The sequence below is a fragment of the Aliirhizobium smilacinae genome (genome assembly GCF_006335145.1).
GTDB lineage: Bacteria > Pseudomonadota > Alphaproteobacteria > Rhizobiales > Rhizobiaceae > Neorhizobium > Neorhizobium smilacinae.
In genome coordinates this window covers 50,109-68,997 of sequence record NZ_VDMN01000005.1, presented here as the reverse complement: position 1 = coordinate 68,997, position 18,889 = coordinate 50,109, and the positions used below count along the sequence as shown (strand labels likewise).

Below are 18,889 nucleotides of genomic sequence, written 5' to 3'. Positions count from 1 at the left end.
CATGGCACTGATGCGATATGCCGAAGCCTTGAATGCAGCGCTGCGCGAAGAAATGGCCGGCGACCCCTCGGTGTTTCTCTTCGGTGAGGATATTGGCCGCTACGGTGGCGTCTTCAAGGTCACGAAGGGCTTGATGGAGGAGTTCGGCGAAAGCCGCGTTCGCGACACGCCGATTTCCGAACAGGCGATGACCGCGATGGCCGTCACGGCCGCCATGACCGGCACTCGCCCGGTGCTGGAAATCATGTACGCGGACTTCATTCCGCTATCGCTCGATGCGCTCGTCAATCAGGCCTCGATCTACAATTACATCTGGAATGGCCAGGTCAAGATGCCCTTTGTCCTGAGAACCCAGGGCGGCGGCGGCGCAGGCGCGGGCGCCCAGCATTCCAAGGCACTCGACTCGATGCTGGCGCATATCCCCGGCATCAAGGTCGTTGCCCCGTCGACCCCCGCAGACGCGAAGGGCATGCTGAAGGCGGCGATCCGTGACGACCAGCCTGTCGTTTTTTTGGAGCACAAGCTGCTCTACAACATCCGCGGCGAAGTGCCGGACGGCGACATCATCGTGCCGCTCGGCAAGGCGGCAACACTGCGCGAGGGAACGGATGTTTCCATTTTCGCCACATCGAAAATGGTCGTCGAAGCGGTCAAGGCCGCAGATCTTCTGGCGGGTGACGGCATTTCGGCCGAGGTGATCGACCTGCGCTCGCTGCGCCCGCTCGACGTCAACGCCATCACACGCTCGATCGCCAAGACCCATCATGCCGTGGTCGTCAACGAGGGGTGGCGTTTCTGTGGTTATGCGGCAGAACTTTCTGCCACGATCATGGATCACGCCTTCGACGAGCTCGACGCTCCCGTCGCACGCGTCACCCTGCCGGACATGCCGATCCCCTATTCCGAGCCACTGGAAACGGCGATGCTGCCCAATGCTGAAAAAATCCGCGCTGCCGCTCTCGCAACGCTGAAATGAGGGTGTGACGATGACAACCCATCCCATCAGCATTGAAACTGCCGGCGGCGAATACATGGAGTCCGTGCTTGTCATTGCCTGGTCGGCCAAGGCTGGCGACCGGGTAAAGGCTGGCGACCTGCTGGTCACGGTCGAAACGGCGAAGGCTGCCACGGAAATCGAAGCGGACCGCGACGGCTGGCTGGCGGAAATTCATTACCAGGAAGGGCAGGAAGCGCCGGTCGGTGCGATACTGGGTGCGATATCGGAAACCGAGCCGCAGCCATTCGCTGACACGAGCAAGACGCAAAGCGCGCCCGCGGCTGTCGAGAAAGCAGCGTCAGCCACAGAAACCGCTGAAACGGCTGTGCCAATCTCGTCCGTCGCGGGCGCTCGGATTGTCGCCAGTCCTTTGGCGCGTCGCCTCGCATTGCAGGCGGGTATCGACCTTTCCGGTATCGCAGGATCCGGTCCCAACGGCCGGATCAAGCAGCGGGACATCGTCAAGGCGATCGATCAGCGGAAGTCACCCAAACCAGCAACTGCCGCCTCGCTGGCAGCACCGCTTGTCAACGCGCCTCAGGACAGTCTTCCGATCGTGCTGCTGCACGGTTTCGGCGCCGACCGGTCCGCCTGGCGACAGGTGATTCCGCTGCTTGGCAGCAATATCCACACGGTCGCGATCGACCTTCCCGGGCACGGATCGAATGCCGATCAAGGTGCCGAAAGCATCGAGGACCTGGCCGCTTTCGTATCCGACACGCTCGAAGACGCAGGCATCGAACAGGCACATGTCGTCGGACATTCCCTCGGCGGGGCAACGGCGCTCAGCCTGACCTCCGTCGGCCGGGTCGCCGTCCGCTCATTGACCCTGCTTGCGCCGGGCGGCCTCGGTCCGGAAATTGCCGGCAGCTTCATTGCCGGGCTCACCCGATCGACGTCCGCGGACGCCCTCGATCGCTGGCTGACATTCATGCTCGCCGAGGCGACAACCCTTCCTCAAGGATACGCCAGCGCAATCCTGCGGCAGATGGAAAAGCTCGGCAACAGGGCTGCTCTGCAAACCCTCGCCGGCCATCTGTTCTCCGGCGACACCCAGATCTTCGACGGCGTGCCGGCCCTTTCCCGGCTCGACGTACCGACGCGGATCATATGGGGAAGGTCCGACCGCGTCATTCCCTGTAGCCATGCCTTGCGGGCACCGGATTTTGCAGCGGTTCATCTTTTGTCGGGTGTCGGGCACGTGCCGCAAATGGAAACCCCGGCCCTGACGGCCCGACTGATCATGGAGACAGTGAGAAGCGCGAAAACATGACCCCGGCGTACCGGCCAGACCCGTGGTCGGCCACAACAAGCAGACATCAAGGAGCACAGAATGATCTTCGACCATCGCACCTACACTGCCAAGCCCAACATGTTGCCGAGCTTTCTCAAGCTCTATGAGGACGTGGGCCTGCCGATGCAGCGCCAATATCTCGGAGAACCTTTCGGTTTCTTCCAGACCCATATCGGCGATCTGTCGCGCACCGTGCATCTGTGGAAATACGACAGCCTTGCCGATCGTGAAGCCCGTCGCGACCAGATGGAGGCCGACCCTGAATGGCAAGCCTACCGCCGCAAGGTGATCGACACCGACTATCTGGCCGATATGCGCAACCAGATTCTCAAGCCGGTATCCTTCTTCATTCCTGGAAAGTAACATGCATCTTCATTTCTCGGCCGAGGGCCAGAGCTGGCCGATCAAGCTGACCGGCAATGCCGAGAGGACGCGCAACGCAATGTTGCGCACCCTTCCGATGCCCCTCCAACTGCATACGCCGAAGATCGCCGGCAGCCATATCTATTGGCACGCCCCTTTTGTCGAAGACGTCGAGGGCGCGACCCATGTCCTGGATGCGCCGGCCGGCGCCTTCCTCTACTGGCCCGTTCGCCAGTTTCTCGAGATCACCTTCGCACCGCTCCAGGCCGAAACGGCGCAGGTGACATTGCTTGGCGTGCTGGATGCGCCGATCGAGAGTATCGCTTCGCTTGCCGCGACGCTGAAGCGTGATCAGGGCCGGCGCATCATCTCGGGCAGCTTGACGCCGGACGATGGCGAAATACCGCCATCGACCTCCCCGTCTCCCCTACCCGCCGACATGCTTTCGGCGCACCAGCGGCTCTGGAAGGAAATGCCTGCCGACATCGCTCAGGTGACTGCGTCGCGCGCCATCATGCATCCGGCTGGCCCGGTATTTGCTGCCGAAGGCGAAGCGCGCGTATTGCACGAGCTTTTATGGTGGACGCGTGCCGAAATCGGCAAGCGAGATGAACGCGTGTTGCGCCAGACTGCCGAACTCGCACTCAACAAGGCGGCGACGCGGCTGCGCGACTTCTGCCACATGGACGAAACGCCGGCGCTTCTGTTTACGCTGGAATCCGCCATGAACGGCCCGCTGCACTTCAATGCGTTGATCGATGAGGCGATCACCGTCGCCGGTCGCATCGGTGCCTGGATCGACCTCCTCATTCCATGGAACGACCTCAATGAGTCTTTCCGCAAAGCGCTAGACTGACGAGGAAGCAGATGGTGAAGAAAACAATCGGGATTGTCGGCTTCGGGGTCATTGGTCAGCGATGGTCGGCTGCCTTTCTGCACGCCGGTTACGATGTCCGCGTCTATGATCGGGCAGACAATCAGGAAGCGGATTTTCGGCTGCTGCTTCCCAGCCTGCTGGGTGACCTTGAGGCGGTCCGCCCGCGGGGCGTAGCCGAGCCTGGTGAGATCAGGCTTTTTACGTCCATGACCGAGGCCATGGACGGCGTCGATTTCGTTCAGGAAAGCGGGCCGGAGACTCTGGAGATCAAGCGCAAGCTGTTATCGGAAATCGAAAGCTGCGTGTCGGATCATATCGTCATCGCCTCGTCGTCCTCCGCGCTGCTTGTCTCGGACATGCAGAGTGAATGCCGGCTTCCCGGACGGATCGTGCTGGGCCATCCGTTCAATCCGGCCCATCTCATGCCGCTTGTCGAAATCGTTGGCGGATCCCTGACCGATCCGTCGTCGGTTGAGGTGGCAAGGGCGATCTATGAGGAAATCGGCAAAAAGCCCGTGGTGATGAACCGGGAAATCACCGGCCATCTGGCGCTGCGCCTGATGGGGGCGATGTGGCGCGAGGCGATCGCGCTCGTCCGCGATGGCGTCGCCTCGGTCGAGGATATCGACCGGGCCTTCGTCTATGGACCTGGCCCCAAATGGACGCTGCAGGGATCCTTCATCTCCAATCAGCTCAATGCGGAAAACATGGACGATTTTCTGCGCAAATACGGCCCCACCTATCAGGCGATCTGGGACACGCTGCTGGACGCGAAGCTTGACGAGCAAACCATCGCTGCCGTGACACAGTCGACCAGCATGGCCGTTGGCGGGCGCAGTCAGGCGCAGCTGAAAACCGAACGCGAAGCCGGGCTGGTCTCGATCCTGAAGAGCGTCGCCGAACACGGCGCATTGTAAACATCTTGAAGGAGAACCGCGATGAACTATCGCTGCGCGCTGGTGACGGGCGCCTCTAAAGGCATCGGTGCCGCCATCGCTTCGGCGCTCGTGGCCGAAGGTCTCGTCGTCTATGCGCTCGGACGCAACGAAGCTCCGCTGTCCGAGCTCGCCTCGCGACTGGGTGAAAGGTTGAAACCGGTGGCAGCCGACGTGCGTGATCATTCGCGGATCGCCGAAAAGCTGGCCGGCGTCGAGATCGACGTGCTGGTCAACAACGCGGGCGGCATCTCGACAGTCCGGCCACTTCACCAACAGACGGCCGAGGAGACGGAAGAGGTTGTTGCCCTTAATTTGACCGCGCCGCTGCAGCTCATACGCATGATGCTTCCGGGCATGATCGCCAGGCAGAAAGGGCATATCTTCAACCTGACCAGCACCGCGGCCTCCGGCGCATTCCCCGGCACGACAGGCTACGGCGCCGCCAAGGCCGGACTGTCGCAGGCAGGCCGGATTCTCCGCTACGACCTTGCCGGAACAGGTGTGAGGCTCACCGAGATCGCGCCGGGCAGAGTGGAAACGCAGTTCTACCTTCAGGCCTTCGATGGCGATGCGGCCGACTTGCAGGAACGGATGTATGCGAAACAGCGCCCGCTACGCCCGGAGGATATCGCCGCGGTGCTTGTCGGCGCCCTGAACCTTCCTTCGCATGTGGACGTGGCGGAACTGATCGTTTCTCCGACAGATCAGGCGATCGGCGGCCACATCTATCCCGCTCCCTCCACCTCATCGACGTAACCACTGCGATCTTTCGGTACGGATGTGAGCCGTGCGAAAACCGCGTCGCAAGCGGCCTGCCAGGCAGCAGGCTGTCCCCGCTCTTCCAGAACCTCAAGGCCGAGTTCGGTAATGCCGCCGGGCGTTACGAGATCCTTGAGGATCGTTTCCATCGGCTCGGCAGTTTCGGCAATCATGCGGCCAGCGGCGACGAAGGTCTGGGCCACGAGTTGGCGCATCGTCTGCTGATCCGCACCATGATCGTGCCCCCAGTGGACGCTCTGCCGCACGATGTCCTGTGCCCAGCCGTAGATTGCGGCATTCACCGTTGCCACCTCGAATTCGTCCTCGTTGCGAAGCGCGATCGCCAGGCCGAAGCGCGCGATCAATTGGCGTGCTTCGGCGATTTCCGGATAAAATACGGTCGGGCTGGCGTTGATTTCAGCCGCCGTCAGCGGCATGGCGCGCACGATCCGGGCTGCAATCGCTGGAAATTGCGACAATGCAACGCCGGCACAAACGGAAACCACGATCTGTCCGGCTCTCCAAGGCAGGCCTTCCAGCGCCGCGGTTGCATCTGCAGGGCGAACCGCGAGGATGACTATTTCTGCCCGCTCCACCAATTCACGGTTGTCAACACAGATCTCCAGCCCATATCGGGCGGCAAGCTCTTTCGACTTTCCTCGCGGCGAAAGCAATATTGTCTGGCGGTCGCCGGACTTCATGAGGCCCGCGATCATGGCGGCGGCAAGATGTCCTACACCCAGAACTCCGATTATCATATTATCCGATCTCCATGATCTTGAGGTTGCATCGATCACACATTAGAAACGATCAGAACTGCATATATAACTGTCGACAATATCGCTCGACGACGGACCATTTACTGATGAAGAATTCCCCAGAAACGACCGACCACATCGCTCTTGCCGAGACCGCGGAGCCGGAAACCCGCAGATCTGCAGACAGCAGCGAGCGCGCGTACAATGCCATCCGGAAGCTTCTGGTGGAGTTCCAATTGAAGCCGGAGGAGCGCATCAATGAAATGCGGCTGGCAAAGAGCCTTTCCATCTCCCGCACGCCGATCAGGGAAGCTCTGAACCGTCTTGCATCGGAGGGCTTCGTATCGCTCACGCCCAATCGCGGTTTCTTTGTCCGAAGCCTCAGCACGGAAGGTCTTATCGACCTTTACGAATTGCGCTCGATCATTGAGTGCGCAGCTTTCCGTCTGATGTGCGAGCGAGCCTCCGACGATGAAATCGACAGTTTGCGGTCGTACTGGGCCGGCCTCGTCGAGGGTTACCGGGATCAACCACCGGACGATATCCTGGCGGAAGACGAACGGTTTCACGTTCTCATCGCCGAACTGTCCGGAAACCCCGAAATCGTCAACCAACTGCAGGCGATCAACGCACGCATTCGTTTCATCCGCCGCATTCAGATCGAGCATCGCAGCCACGACAAGGATCTGGTCGCTGCGCATTCGGCAATCGTCGATGCTGCGATAAAGCGCGATGCGGAAGGCGGGACGGAGTTGTTGCGCAAACATATCGAACTCACAGTTTCTGCCACGCAGGAAGCTCTCAAAGATGCCTTGCTCAAGGTCTATTCCTCCGCCGATCAGAGCCCGCGCCAGCGCCGCGGCCGAGCCGCATCCAACACATGAATAAAACGTGGCAAAATTGAACGCAATAGTGTCGACACTTTCTTGACGTATCTCAAATTGTCTGCTTCCATAGCGTTACCAGCAAGAAGACCACTAAGGCCTGCTGACGCGATAGGACCGCAACAAAGGGGAACACAATGAAGCTGATCGCTGCGCTATCTCTTACGACTGCCCTTTTCGGCACACCAGTTTTCGCCGAAGAGATCACCGTTGGTCTTGCTGGCCCGACATCCGGGCCACAGGCATTTTTCGGAACCACATGGCATAACGGCTTCAAGCTTTACATCGACAAGCTGAATGCCGCCGGCGGCGTCAACGGCGTTACCGTGAAGATCGACCAGCAGGACGACCAGGCCGATCCGCGCCAGGGCACTCTGGTCGCACAGAAGTTCTGCGATGACGACGGCGTGATCCTCGGGGTGGTCAACTTCAATTCCGGCGTGGCGCAGTCGACCTTGCCGATCTACGAAGATTGCACGCTTGCGACCATGACATTTGGCTCGAACCCGGCGCTGACGCAGCAGGGTTACAAGTTCATGGTTCGCCCTGTCGCCAACGACTTTGCCGGCGCCCTGCTGCCCGCCGAATACGCACTGCAGAAGCTCAGCGCCAAGACCGCTCTCATCGTCAACGACAAGCAGGTATTCGGTCAGGGGATCTCGGAAATCTTCGGTAAGAATTTCACGGCTGGTGGCGGCAAGGTGCTGGATACGCTCTCCGTCGCACCAACGGACGTCGATTTCAGCGCAGTTCTCGCGCAGATCAAATCGAAAAATCCCGACGTGATTTATCTCGGCGCCGTAATGCCGCAACTGGCGCTGTTCGCCAAGCAGATGCACGAACAGGGCGTCAAGGCGACGCTTATGGTTCCGGATGGCGGCTACACGCCAGAATTCATTTCCCAGGCAGGTCAGGCCAATGTCCAGGGAGCCACGGTTGCCGTACAGGCGCCGCCACTGGATGCCACGCCGGCGATTGCGGATTTCGCCACGCAGTACAAGGCCAAGTACGGCCAGGATGCGGGCCCATATTCGATCTATGGCTATGCCCAGGGACAGATCCTTGAGGCCGTGTTGAAAAGCACCAAGGGCTTGACTCGCGAAGACATGAACGACGCGCTGCACGCCGTTAAAGCCGACACGGCTATCGGTGTTCTCGAGTTCGACGAGAAGGGTGATCTGAAGGTGGCCCCTTCCTATCTCTACAAGGTCGACGGCGACAAGTTCACCTTGATCGGGACGAAATAACGGCACGACAAGTCGGGCCGGCTCGCGCCGACCCGTGACTTTTCGACCGCGCGGCTGCAAACTCGCTCGCGAGCGCAGCCGCGTCTCCTATCCCGCCGTTTGCGGCGCACGTGGACAGGACACCCATGCTCGGAATCCTTATTCAACAAACATTCAACGCCCTGACGATCGGTGCCATCTACGCACTCATCGCGCTTGGCTACACCATGGTCTACGGTGTCCTGCGCATGATCAACTTCGCCCATGGCGAGATGTTCATGCTGGGGGCATATGCAGCGTTTCTGGCGCTCACCCTGTTCGTCGGCGATATCGGCGGCGTCGGCGCGCTTGCCCTGACGCTGGTTTTTGCGGTGGCGGTCGTCGGCGTAGGATTGGTCGGCGTCGGCATTGAGCGACTGGCCTACAGGCCGTTGCGAAACTCCAACCGCCTGGCGCCGATGCTGTCTTCTCTCGGCGTCTCGCTGTCGCTTGTCACAGGCGTGCAGATCATGGCAGGCCCCCAGCCTGTCGCTTTCCCCAGCTTCTTCCCGGCAACCCGCATCGGAATTCTCGGCGGCACCGTCACGCTGGTGCAGATCGGCATTCTCGTGGCGGCTTTCGTGCTGATGGCGGCGCTCTACGTCCTGGTCAACCGAAGCCGGGCGGGCATCATCGTTCGTGCCGTGTCGGAAAACCGCTCGACCGCCCAGTTGCTCGGCATCAACGTCAACCTTGCCATATCCCTGGTGTTTTTCTTCGGTCCGCTTCTGGGTGCGGCCGGCGGCATCCTTTATGCGAGTTATTACGGTATCATGACACCCACGATGGGCGCCGTCGTCGGCCTGAAGGCCTTCACCGCGGCAATCCTCGGCGGCATCGGCTCCATCCCCGGCGCGATGTTGGGTGCCTTCATCCTCGCTTTCGTCGAAGTTGCCGGGACGGCCCTGCTACCTGTCCTTTCGGGTGGTTTGCTCGGCACCGAATATCGCGACGTCCTGGCATTCGTCATTCTCATACTCGTTCTTCTTGTCCGGCCCGCAGGTATCCTCGGTGAGCCCGTCTCGGAGGAGAGCATGGTTTACAAGAGGGAGTTCTGATGTCCTCCGTCGACACATCCGTTCAAATGCGCATGCGAGGCGGCAGACTCCTGTCCCTGTTGATCCTGGCGACCGCTGTTGCCCTGATAATCGTGACGCCCTTCCTGCCGAACTATTATGTGCGCGTCGCCAATGGCCTGCTGATCTACATTCTCCTCGGCATCGGCCTCAATATCGTCATCGGCTATGCAGGACTGCTCGACCTAGGCTTCGTCGCTTTCTACGCCGTCGGGGCCTATACCTATGCGCTGCTGGCGAGCCCTCAATTCGACCTGCATCTGCCATTCCTGCTCATCGTGGTGATCGCAGCCGCCGTCGGAGCGATCACCGGCATCCTTCTTGGCCTTCCGGTGCTGAAGATGCGGGGAGACTATCTGGCGATCGTGACGCTCGGCTTCGGCGAGATCATTCGTATCGTGATCAATAATCTGGATTGGCTGACCGGCGGACCCAAGGGCATCGCCCGATTGGACAAGGCGTCGATCGCTGGGATCGAACTGGCAAGGCCGACTGAAATCTACTGGCTCCTGATCGTGGTTGTCTTCGCTGTCGCGATCTTCGTGTGGCGGATGGAGAAATCCATTCTCGGAAAGGCCTGGGCGGCCATCCGCGAAGACCAGGATGCGGCGCGCGGTATCGGCATCAACACGACGAATGCCAAGCTCGCAGCCTTTGCGACCTCCGCAACGATCGGCTCTATCGCCGGTGTCATCTTCGCGGCATCGCAGCGCTTTGTCAGTCCGGACAGCTTCGCACTGCAGGAGTCCGTCCTGATCGTGCTGATGATCGTGATCGGCGGCATCGGCAATATTCTCGGGATCGTCATCGGCGCGGCCATCCTCATCCTGCTTCCGGAAGTCCTTCGGGAATTCGCCGAGTGGCGCATTCTGTTCCTCGGCCTGTTGATGATCGTGCTGATCATCGTGCGACCTGCCGGGATCGTGCCGCGCACGTTCGGACCGGAAAAACTCATTCGGGGGCTGTTCGGAAAATGACACTCGTTTTTCACAACCTTCGCAAGCAATACGGCAGTCACGTTGCGATCGACGACGTCTCGACGGTATTTCAACCGGGCCTCATCCACGGCATTATCGGCCCCAACGGCGCCGGAAAGTCTACCCTGATCAACATGACTGCCGGCTCCTATCTGGTGTCCGGCGGCAGGATCAGCCTCGACGATCGAACGCTGAGCGGCCTGAAGAAATACCAGATCGCCAATTCAGGCGTCGCGCGGACCTACCAGAACATACGGCTGTTCGACCAGATGACGGTGCTCGAGAACCTGGAAGTCTGTTTCTATCCGACGCAGGTCGGACAGGTCTGGCGGGAAATTCTCTGGCCGCCATTCGCAGCGAAGCGACGGATAAACCGCCGCGACGTGTGTATGGAGCTGCTCTCTTTTTTCGGCCTGCAGCACTATGCCGATGCCGAAGCCGGGAGCCTGCCATATGGGCGCCAGCGCATGCTGGAAATCGCCCGCGCTCTGGTGACCAATCCGCGTGTGCTACTGCTCGACGAACCGGCAGCCGGCCTCAATCATCACGAGACGACAGAACTGACCGCCAGGCTTGCGGAGCTGAAATCGCCCGACCGCATCATGATTGTCGTCGAGCACGACATGGATCTGGTCATGAGTGTCTGTGACCGCATTGTCGTGATGCATCACGGCAAGCTTCTCTTCCAGGGAACCCCCGCGGAAGTTCAGGCAAGCTCCGACGTCCAACTCGCGTATCTGGGAACAGCCAATGACATCGACGACATCAAGACCGCTGCTAAAGATCGCCGGGCTCAACTCGGGATACGGGCGCGTCGGCGTACTTAACGCCGTCGACCTGGAAGTCGACGAGCGCGAGATCGTCGTCATTCTCGGGCCGAACGGTGCCGGCAAGACAACCCTGCTGAATTCGATTTCCGGTGTTGCGCGCGCAACCGCGGGATCGATCGAGTTCGACGGCAAGGATATTACCGGCGCACGGCCGGAACAGGTCGTGCGCATGGGTCTCGCGCATTGCCCGGAAGGCCGGCAGATTTTCCAGCGGCTGACGATCGAGGAAAATCTCGTTGCAGCCCATATCGGACGCGGCGGCAGGAGCTTCGAAACCCTTCGCAACGAGGTGTTCGAACTTTTCCCGATCCTGAAGGAACGCCGCAACGGTATGGCAAGCAGGATGTCGGGCGGCCAGCAGCAAATGCTCGCCATCGGCCGGGCGCTGATGGCCGAACCGAAGCTGTTGATGCTGGACGAACCTTCGCTTGGCCTTGCACCGAAAATCATCCAGCAAATCTTCCACATCATTCTCGATCTTTCGAAATCCGGGATCTCCATCCTGCTTGTCGAACAGAACGTGCAGCTCGCGCTGGAATGCGGTGATTACGCCTATCTCCTGAACACGGGCCGGGTACGCGTCCATGGGCCGGCGCAGGAACTTGCCGAGCATTCGGCAATCAGCGAGCATTATCTCGGCGGTGCGATCGAGGAGACAATCCATGTTTGAGGTCGACTGGCAGACCCCGCATCTCTGGAGAAAAACAGCTCAAACGCGGACGACGGCGCCCAGGCTCTCAGGGGATCACCACACGGATGTACTCGTTGTGGGCGGCGGCTTCACCGGCATGGCCGCCGCTCTCGGCGCCCGAGATTGCGGACTGAACGTCGTCCTGCTGGAAGGTAACGAGATCGGTTCGGCTGCGTCAGGTCGCAATAACGGGCTCGTTATCTCCCACCATTCGAAAGCGTCGCCTTCCGAATTCGAGAAGGTTTACGGCAAGCCATTGGGAGAGCGCTACAACCGCATGGTAGCGGATGCGGCGGGTGTCGCCTTCGGCCTGATGCAGCGCTTCAACATCGATGCCCATCAGGTGCAGGAAGGCTGGATTCAGCCGGCGCATACGGAAAAGACGCTGGAGCGCGCGCGCCAGTTCCATGACGAGTGGAAAGCCTTCGGCGCGAATGTCTCCTGGCTCGACCGCGACGACGTGTCAGCCCGTATCGGCAGCCCCTATCTGGGCGGCTGGATGGTGCACAATTCGGGCCACATCAACCCTTTCGCGATGACGATCGGGCTTGCTGACGCACTGGAACGTGAAGGCGTGAGGATTTTCGAGAATTCCCGCGCGACACGTATCGAGCGCATCGCGACCGGTTGGCGGGTTCTGACCACGTCGGGAAGCGTCACTGCGCCGGAAGTCATTCTCGCCACCAACGCCCTGACCGAAGACATCTGGCCGGGGCTGAAGCGTACGCTCATACCATTCAAGGTGTTTCAGGCGGCGACGCCTCCGCTCTCGGAGGAACTGCGGGCGCAGATTCTGGTGGGCAATCCTGCCGTATCCGACATGCGCAACGATCTCCGTTATTTCCACTACGATTGCGATAACCGCCTCGTCAGCGGCGCCACGCACTCGCTCTGGTTCGACGAGGCCCAGCGCGGACGCGCGAAGGTCGCCCAGATGCTTGGAAAGGCATTCAAGGCATTCGGCGGCCCGCCCGAAGTCGATGAATATTGGCATGGCACGTTCGCGGTTGTGCCCGACCGGCAACCGCGTCTCTACCGCTTGGCACCCGGTCTCGTGTTCGGCGGCATTTACTCGGGCCGGGGCGTCGCGCTCTCCATGTCACTCGGCCAGGAGCTGGGTCGCTGGGCAGCCGGCAAAAGTAGCGACGATCAGATGCCGCTTCCCGTCACATCCATGAAACCGATCCCGTTACATGCGCTGGCCGTGCAGACAGCAAACAAGATGCATGCATGGCATCGGCTGAAAGATCGCCTTGGTTGAAATCCATTTCCGCTTTGATCCCATTATTTTATGAGGCCAGGATGACAGATACCAGAGACCATTCTAACGACGACGCGGTCGTGTTGGCCGGGTGCTTCATCTGCATTTTACCTGACAGAGATTGCCGACCTGAAAGCAGATACAAGCGAGATCGGGCCTTGTCTTTCCCGCATTTGCCGCTTCGATCGGCTCTGCGTTCTTTCCTCAACCGATACCTGCGCCTTATTCGCAAAGCCGGATCCGTAACGGCCTAGATTTTCACAGCCGTCTGCACCATCGGGCTGATGATCCCAGGGATTCGACGAGCGTATTTAAAGCGACGATGAAGCATTTGATGGAGTTGTGAGCTCATATGGAAATCCGGCACATCGCAATCGTCGGCACTGGTATCATGGGAAACTCCTGGGCAATCGTCTACGCGAGAGCCGGCTTTCGGGTCAGCCTGTATGACCGCGAAGCTGGGCCAAGAGCGCTGGCGCCACAAAAGATCCGGACAGCCTTGGAGCATTCCCGGCCGCTGCTTCGTGACGGCGATACCGTCGACGGTGTGCTGGAACGCATCACGGTCAGAGGTGAACTTGTCGATGCCGTCTCTGGCGCTCAGTTTGTCCATGAGTGCATCGAGGAGAAGATCGACAGCAAAAAAGCGATATTCGCCGAGTTGAGCAAACTCGCCGAACCGAACGCAATCTTGGCAAGCTCGACTTCCAGCTTTCCGGTTTCGACATTCGCTTCCGAACTCGATAATCGCGAGCGATGTATTGTCGTCCACCCTGCGACGCCACCGCACCTCTTGCCGGTAACGGAAGTGTGCCCTGCCCCTTTCACCGATGAGGATGTGACTTCAGCGGTATTCGCATTGCTGCGGGAATGCGGTCAGGTTCCCGTACTCATCAAACGCGAGATCCCGAGTTTCGTCCTGAACCGCTTGCAGGGTGCTCTTATCGTGGAAATGTTTCGCTGCCTGAACGACGACATCATCTCTCCCGCGGACATGGATACGATCATCAGCGAGGGGTTCGGGCTCCGCTGGGCATTTCTCGGCCCATTTGAAGCGGCCGACCTCAGCTCTTCAGGTGGCGTAAGGGAATATTTCGAGCGTTTTGGATTCATCTTCAACGCAATTGCAAGCGATTTCGGGATTGCGGAGCCAGTCGTTGTGCCTGCTTCCATTGATAAGATAGAAAGGTATGTGCGAGAGCGCCTGCCTATCTCAGCGATCGCAAGCCGCGCTCAATGGCGCGACGAATCTATCATATCATTGCGGACGCTGAAAATTTCGCAGCGATCTCCAACCCTAGACTCAGATGGACCCAGTGGCGGCATCGAATGAACGCGAAGGACGCGCTTTGGCTATTTTTGCTCTTGGCCAGGTTGAACCTTCGACCCATTGTTCGACGCCAACGAAGTCTGTGATATTCTTTTGAAACTTGCTGGCTATGTACTGTTCATTTTCAATGCCACGCCGGGCGCGGCGTAAACCTAACTCTTTGCGCGGTTCGTCTAATTCCATTGGTAGCTCCATGTGAGCAAGATCGGAAATGGAAAAGCGGTCGAGACAGGCTTTGACGGTATTATTTGCCCCAGGCATAACCTGATCGAGACCGCGATCCTCGGCCTGCTCTCCGGTTGCCTTCGCCCCTTTTGAAGCCCCAGGAGATTGGGCTTCCAACCGACAGATAATGTCGCCGAGCGAGACGGTTTGGGCCGGCCGCAAGAGTTCCAGTCCACCGTTGCGGCCGCGCTTGGCCTTCACAAAACCGGCGTTGACGAGCTTCAACACGATATGTGCGGCTAAGTCCGCAGTCGTGGCGTCAGCTGCTGCGGCATCCTCCGTCCTTAGTCGGCGCTCATTTGACAGGGCACAGGCGACCAATATTTCAATTGCCACTTCGGTTTCGGGTTTCATCTTCATGCAATGTGTTCTCCGAGATTTGATCTGTTTGTTCGTCCCACGTCACACCTGCGAGAATGCTCCACCTCCGCTCTTACGCAGCGTTGCTCCGCCCCTGAGCTAGATTAAGCGCGCGATATCGCCCAACGGCCTTCGACGGCAGATCACTGTGTCTGCCTCCTCCACGATACTTCTGTCTTCGACAGCGACAATCCGGTCGGCATTGGTAATGGTCGCTAGTCGATGGGCAATGACCAGCGTCGTGCGCCCTTTAGACCGTTCGGCTAGCGATCGCTGGATTGCCCGTTCCGCCTCGCTGTCGAGCGCCGATGTTGCCTCGTCCAAGATCAAGATCGGTGGGTTCTTTAAGGAAGATACGAGCGATCGAGAGTCTCTGCTTCTGGCCACCGGACAGTTTTACGCCGCGTTCACCGATCATCGTATCAAGACCATCGGCCAAGGCTGCGATGACATCGTCAAGACGAGCACGACGGAGCGCCTGGATGATGTCAGCCTTGGTTGCATCGAGACGGCCATAAACGATGTTTTCGCTTGTCGTTCCGGCAAACAGGAAGACGTCCTGCTGAACGATGCCGATATTGGAGCGAAGGCTGTTAAGGCTCGCGTCCCGGATATCGACCCCGCCGATACTGATTGCGCCCCCGGTCACCTCTTCGAAGCGCGGCAGAAGTGCACAGATCGTCGTCTTTCCGACGCCGGAGGGCCTCACAAAAGCGACCGTTTCCCCCGCCACCATCGACAGGTTCAGGCGGGCGAGGATCGGCGTCCCCGCCTGGTAACCGAAACTGACGTCGTGATATCTAATGCGGCCGCTCAGTCGCGAAATATCACACGCATCCGCACGATTCCTGATATCGGGCTGCCGATCAAGAAAGTCCGTATAGCGCTGGAAGCCGGCAATCCCTTTTGGATAGGTCTCGACGATCGAGTTGATCTTATCGATTGGCCGGAAAGAAACGCCGACCAGAAGCAGGAACCCGACGAAACCGCCGGCAATGAGTTCGCCACGCGTCACATACCAGGCTCCGGCCAGCATCACTACGACTTGGACGAGGCGCATCGACAGATAGGAGAGCGACGTGGAGGCGGCCATGACACGATATGCGTCAAGCTTTGTCGCGAGATAGTTGAGGTTGTTTTTGGCAAACAGCGCCCTCTCGTGATCCTCGTTGGCAAAAGCCTGAACAACACGAATCCCGCCAATATTTTCCTCGATACGGGCGTTGAACTCCCCTACCCGACCGCAGTGCTCGTAAGCGCTCCGGGAGGAATAACAGAGATGTCCCTGACGGCTGCGGTTCTGGAGATTGGCCCGCAATATGTCACAGCATGGCATCTGGGCTGCATCATCGTCGTAGCGTTGTTGACGGGTCCAATCTTTTATTTGCAACGCCGCGCCTTAGCGGCACGCCGCTAAGGCAACTGGCATGGCGTGTAGATAAGGTCGAATACATTCGCAGCATATTATCCCGAATGCACGCTCTTGAATGTGTTCGAACCGCTAACCCAGCATTCGGCTTCTAAGCATTGAGCGCCCCATCGCCTACATTTACACCTCTGCTCCTTCCGAGATCGGTCTATCGACCTAGACGGGCCGCATCAATCAAAGCAACTCTACCAGCACATCCAGGAAAGCGCGGACTGCCGGATTGGTCCGGCGGCTCTGTGGCCAGACGGCCGTGATATTGTGGCGCTCAACGGCAAAGTCGGAAAGAACAGGGACTAGATCTCGCCGCTTGACCAAGGGCGCTGCCATAAAGTTTGTGGCCATTCCAATCCCTGCTCCGGCTGCGATCGATGCGATGACAGCCTCACTTGCATCCACGATGATCGCAGAGGACGGCACAATCTCTATCTCCCGGTCACCAACGCGGAATGGCCAACGAAACATGAGACCCGTGCTTTGATAGCGCAGGTTAACGGTATCGTATGCCGGAAGATCATCAGGATGTTTCGGCGTGCCCTTCGTCGCCAGATAATCCGGCGAGGCATAACAACAAAGTCGATGCGAAGAGAGGCGCCTCGATAGAAGCCGTGAATCGGGAAGATCACCGATCCGAATGGCAATGTCTATGCCCTCCTCGATTAGGTCGATCCTCTGATCGCTCAGTCTGAGGTCGATCGACACCTTCGGATGGAGCGTGCGAAACCTTGGAAGAGCGGGCGTAATCACATGCAAGCCGATCGGCAAAGATGCCGCGATCCGCAGCGTGCCGGCCGGTACCGCACGGGCGGCCTTGGCTGCCTGCTCGATCTCTTCTGCGTCCCGCAACAGGCGGAGCGTCCGCTCATGGAGATCGCGGCCCTCGTTCGTGAGCGCCAGAGACCGGGTCGTCCGGGTAAACAAGGATACGCCGAGCTGACGCTCCAGTCGCTGGATGCTTTTGCTGACCGCCGAGGGTGAGATGCCCAAAGATCGAGCCGCGGCCGTGTAGCTGCCCAAAGAGCCGGCCCGCGCGAACGCGATCAAACCCGCCAGCCGTTCAATTCCGATTTGTTCCGTCATGGCATTAGTAAATCGACTTTCGATGCCATTATCAATCTCGAATGCTAGACATAAATGGTGTCAAGGAAACCACTTTGGATAGAGGCTGAAATGACCCAGATGATGAAAGCCGTTCGCCTGCACGAATTCGGCGGCCCGGAGGTTCTGCGATACGAGGATGCCCCGAAGCCGGTGGCATGCAAGAAAGAGGTACTTGTCCGTGTCCACGCGGCAAGCCTCAACCCGCCGGATCTCTATCTGCGTGACGGCTACAGAGCGCTGCCCCCGGAATGGCAACCCAATCCGAGCTTCCCTCTAATCCTTGGCACCGATATCTCGGGAGTCGTCGATGCAATCGGCGCCGGCGTCTCGGGCTTCAATGTCGGCGACGAGGTCTATTCGATGGTGCGGTTCCCGAATGAGTTGATGACGGGGAGCAGCGCTTATGCGGAATATGTCAGCGTTCCTGCGTCGGAACTGGCGTTGAAGCCGCGCAATATCGATCACGTCCATGCCGCAGGCGCGCCAATGTCGCTTTTGACGGCATGGCAATTCCTCGTCGATCTTGGCCATGATGCGCCGAACCCGTTTCAACCATTCGCTCACACACCCATCCCGCTCGACGGAAGGACAGTGCTGGTCAATGGCGCCGGTGGTGGTGTCGGACATCTGGCGGTTCAGGTTGCAAAATGGAAGGGAGCCCGCGTGATCGCAGTTGCATCCGGAAAACACGAAGCGCTTCTGCGCGATCTTGGCGCAGACGAGTTCATCGACTACACCAAACAGCCAGCCGAAACCATCGCATCGGATGTTGATCTGGTCATGGACGCCGTAGGTGGCTCGAACATCGAGCGGTTTCTGAGCGTCATCAAACCGGGTGGCGCGCTCTATCTGGTCAACCCTCTGGGCTTTTCCGGCCATGATGAGGCCGCAAAGCGCGGGATCAGGGTGTCATCGACGCAGGTGCGTTCCAACGGCGCGCAACTGGCCGAGGCCGGCCACCTCCTCGATAACGCCACCATCCGTGTCGTAATCGACAGCACCTTCTCGCTTGCAGAGGCATCGGCCGCACACGAGCATGCGTCCCTTGGCGGAATCCAGGGCAAGGTCGTGCTGATCGCGATGTGACGACCAATGAGTCCCGATCCCACAAACGCGGGGCCTGGGGGCCTTTGCAAGAAGGAACGAGTTATGCTGATCGTCACCGGGCACACATACATCGAGCCGAGCCAACTCTCGCTCTTTCTCGCGGATCTGCAAACGCTGGCCATTGCCACGCGGCTACGTGCCGGCAACATCGCCTATCACGCCGCCGTAGAGGACGCAGCGCTGGGCCAGGTGCTCGTTTCGGAGCGTTGGGCGGACCAGGCGTCACTCAGCGCCCATCTTCAGGCCGCAGGCACGTTGTCGTTTGTCAGTAAATGGCAGGGCCAGATGCACGGCGAGATTAGGAGATTCGATGTGTCAAATGAGCGAGCGCTCACCGATAGCTGATTACCCCCGCGGCCTGAGTTTAATA

The 18,889-nt window shown here is 59.3% G+C and carries 20 protein-coding genes and 1 pseudogene; 17 read left to right on the top strand and 4 right to left on the bottom strand.

The annotated features are described in order from the left end of the window. Nucleotide 1: 1 nt before the first annotated feature. The 6 genes from FHP24_RS20310 to FHP24_RS20285 are packed head-to-tail and all read left to right on the top strand — an operon-like array spanning nucleotide 2 to nucleotide 5,225. The gene (locus FHP24_RS20310; RefSeq protein ID WP_139678064.1) at nucleotides 2-976 is read left to right on the top strand and encodes an alpha-ketoacid dehydrogenase subunit beta; all 975 of its coding nucleotides are present in this window, start codon (nucleotides 2-4) and stop codon (nucleotides 974-976) included. Between the two features lie 10 nt (nucleotides 977-986). After that, on the top strand, nucleotides 987-2,270 hold the full coding sequence (locus FHP24_RS20305; RefSeq protein WP_139678063.1) for an acetoin dehydrogenase dihydrolipoyllysine-residue acetyltransferase subunit: 1,284 nt from the start codon (nucleotides 987-989) through the stop codon (nucleotides 2,268-2,270). 60 nt (nucleotides 2,271-2,330) lie between these two features. After that, a complete protein-coding gene (locus FHP24_RS20300; protein ID WP_139678062.1) occupies nucleotides 2,331-2,654 on the top strand; it encodes an NIPSNAP family protein in 324 nt (107 codons plus the stop codon). A gap of 1 nt (nucleotide 2,655) precedes the next feature. Beyond that, on the top strand, nucleotides 2,656-3,510 hold the full coding sequence (locus FHP24_RS20295) for a hypothetical protein (protein WP_139678061.1): 855 nt from the start codon (nucleotides 2,656-2,658) through the stop codon (nucleotides 3,508-3,510). Between the two features lie 11 nt (nucleotides 3,511-3,521). Continuing rightward, nucleotides 3,522-4,448, top strand: a complete 927-nt coding sequence (locus FHP24_RS20290; RefSeq protein WP_139678060.1) for a 3-hydroxyacyl-CoA dehydrogenase NAD-binding domain-containing protein — start codon at nucleotides 3,522-3,524, stop codon at nucleotides 4,446-4,448. 21 nt (nucleotides 4,449-4,469) lie between these two features. Further along, nucleotides 4,470-5,225, top strand: a complete 756-nt coding sequence (locus FHP24_RS20285) for an SDR family oxidoreductase (protein WP_139678059.1) — start codon at nucleotides 4,470-4,472, stop codon at nucleotides 5,223-5,225. Here the strand turns inward: FHP24_RS20285 and FHP24_RS20280 are convergent. Beyond that, entirely contained in the window at nucleotides 5,195-5,986 is a 792-nt protein-coding gene (locus tag FHP24_RS20280; protein ID WP_139678058.1) for a pyrroline-5-carboxylate reductase family protein, read from the bottom strand. The two genes, FHP24_RS20285 and FHP24_RS20280, sit on opposite strands and share 31 nt — an antisense overlap. A 107-nt stretch (nucleotides 5,987-6,093) precedes the next feature. Between FHP24_RS20280 and FHP24_RS20275 the strand changes: the two genes are divergently transcribed. The 8 genes and pseudogenes from FHP24_RS20275 to FHP24_RS20240 all read left to right on the top strand — a co-directional run bounded on the left by FHP24_RS20275 (nucleotide 6,094) and on the right by FHP24_RS20240 (nucleotide 14,303). Beyond that, nucleotides 6,094-6,870 (top strand): GntR family transcriptional regulator, encoded by a 777-nt coding sequence (locus FHP24_RS20275; protein ID WP_180356067.1) that lies wholly within the window; start codon nucleotides 6,094-6,096, stop codon nucleotides 6,868-6,870. Nucleotides 6,871-7,007: 137 nt separating this feature from the next. Further along, nucleotides 7,008-8,117, top strand: coding sequence for a branched-chain amino acid ABC transporter substrate-binding protein (locus FHP24_RS20270; protein WP_139678056.1), 1,110 nt, complete (start codon nucleotides 7,008-7,010; stop codon nucleotides 8,115-8,117). Nucleotides 8,118-8,242: 125 nt separating this feature from the next. Further along, the gene (locus FHP24_RS20265) at nucleotides 8,243-9,193 is read left to right on the top strand and encodes a branched-chain amino acid ABC transporter permease (protein WP_139678055.1); all 951 of its coding nucleotides are present in this window, start codon (nucleotides 8,243-8,245) and stop codon (nucleotides 9,191-9,193) included. A 146-nt stretch (nucleotides 9,194-9,339) separates the two neighbouring features. Next, nucleotides 9,340-10,188 (top strand): annotated as a pseudogene (locus FHP24_RS20260) (ABC transporter permease subunit); the annotation flags it as partial. Further along, a complete protein-coding gene (locus FHP24_RS20255; protein ID WP_139678053.1) occupies nucleotides 10,185-11,015 on the top strand; it encodes an ABC transporter ATP-binding protein in 831 nt (276 codons plus the stop codon). The pseudogene FHP24_RS20260 and the gene FHP24_RS20255, both read left to right, overlap by 4 nt. Beyond that, on the top strand, nucleotides 10,939-11,688 hold the full coding sequence (locus FHP24_RS20250; protein ID WP_246091870.1) for an ABC transporter ATP-binding protein: 750 nt from the start codon (nucleotides 10,939-10,941) through the stop codon (nucleotides 11,686-11,688). The genes FHP24_RS20255 and FHP24_RS20250 overlap by 77 nt, the downstream gene beginning before the upstream one ends. Then, nucleotides 11,681-12,970, top strand: a complete 1,290-nt coding sequence (locus FHP24_RS20245) for an NAD(P)/FAD-dependent oxidoreductase (protein ID WP_180356066.1) — start codon at nucleotides 11,681-11,683, stop codon at nucleotides 12,968-12,970. Before FHP24_RS20250 ends, FHP24_RS20245 begins: the two co-directional genes overlap by 8 nt. A gap of 352 nt (nucleotides 12,971-13,322) precedes the next feature. Next, entirely contained in the window at nucleotides 13,323-14,303 is a 981-nt protein-coding gene (locus tag FHP24_RS20240; protein ID WP_139678051.1) for a 3-hydroxyacyl-CoA dehydrogenase, read from the top strand. On the opposite strand, the gene FHP24_RS20235 is transcribed toward FHP24_RS20240, so the two are convergent. Beyond that, nucleotides 14,274-14,885, bottom strand: coding sequence for an Rrf2 family transcriptional regulator (locus FHP24_RS20235; protein ID WP_139678050.1), 612 nt, complete (start codon nucleotides 14,883-14,885; stop codon nucleotides 14,274-14,276). The genes FHP24_RS20240 and FHP24_RS20235 overlap by 30 nt on opposite strands. 250 nt (nucleotides 14,886-15,135) lie before the next feature. Then, nucleotides 15,136-16,221: an ABC transporter ATP-binding protein gene (locus FHP24_RS20230; RefSeq protein ID WP_342782349.1), complete on the bottom strand. Its 1,086-nt coding sequence runs from the start codon at nucleotides 16,219-16,221 to the stop codon at nucleotides 15,136-15,138. Here FHP24_RS20230 and FHP24_RS29450 point away from each other — a divergent pair. Next, on the top strand, nucleotides 16,165-16,302 hold the full coding sequence (locus FHP24_RS29450; RefSeq protein WP_394344653.1) for a hypothetical protein: 138 nt from the start codon (nucleotides 16,165-16,167) through the stop codon (nucleotides 16,300-16,302). The two genes, FHP24_RS20230 and FHP24_RS29450, sit on opposite strands and share 57 nt — an antisense overlap. A gap of 186 nt (nucleotides 16,303-16,488) precedes the next feature. Here the strand turns inward: FHP24_RS29450 and FHP24_RS20225 are convergent, their stop codons facing one another. Then, nucleotides 16,489-17,391: a LysR family transcriptional regulator gene (locus FHP24_RS20225; RefSeq protein ID WP_139678049.1), complete on the bottom strand. Its 903-nt coding sequence runs from the start codon at nucleotides 17,389-17,391 to the stop codon at nucleotides 16,489-16,491. A gap of 90 nt (nucleotides 17,392-17,481) precedes the next feature. On the opposite strand from FHP24_RS20225, the gene FHP24_RS20220 reads away from it, so the two are divergent. Together FHP24_RS20220 and FHP24_RS20215 are read left to right on the top strand one after the other, a co-directional pair. Then, nucleotides 17,482-18,498 (top strand): NADP-dependent oxidoreductase, encoded by a 1,017-nt coding sequence (locus FHP24_RS20220; RefSeq protein ID WP_139678048.1) that lies wholly within the window; start codon nucleotides 17,482-17,484, stop codon nucleotides 18,496-18,498. Between the two features lie 63 nt (nucleotides 18,499-18,561). After that, nucleotides 18,562-18,864 (top strand): putative quinol monooxygenase, encoded by a 303-nt coding sequence (locus tag FHP24_RS20215; RefSeq protein ID WP_139678047.1) that lies wholly within the window; start codon nucleotides 18,562-18,564, stop codon nucleotides 18,862-18,864. Nucleotides 18,865-18,889 lie beyond the last annotated feature (25 nt).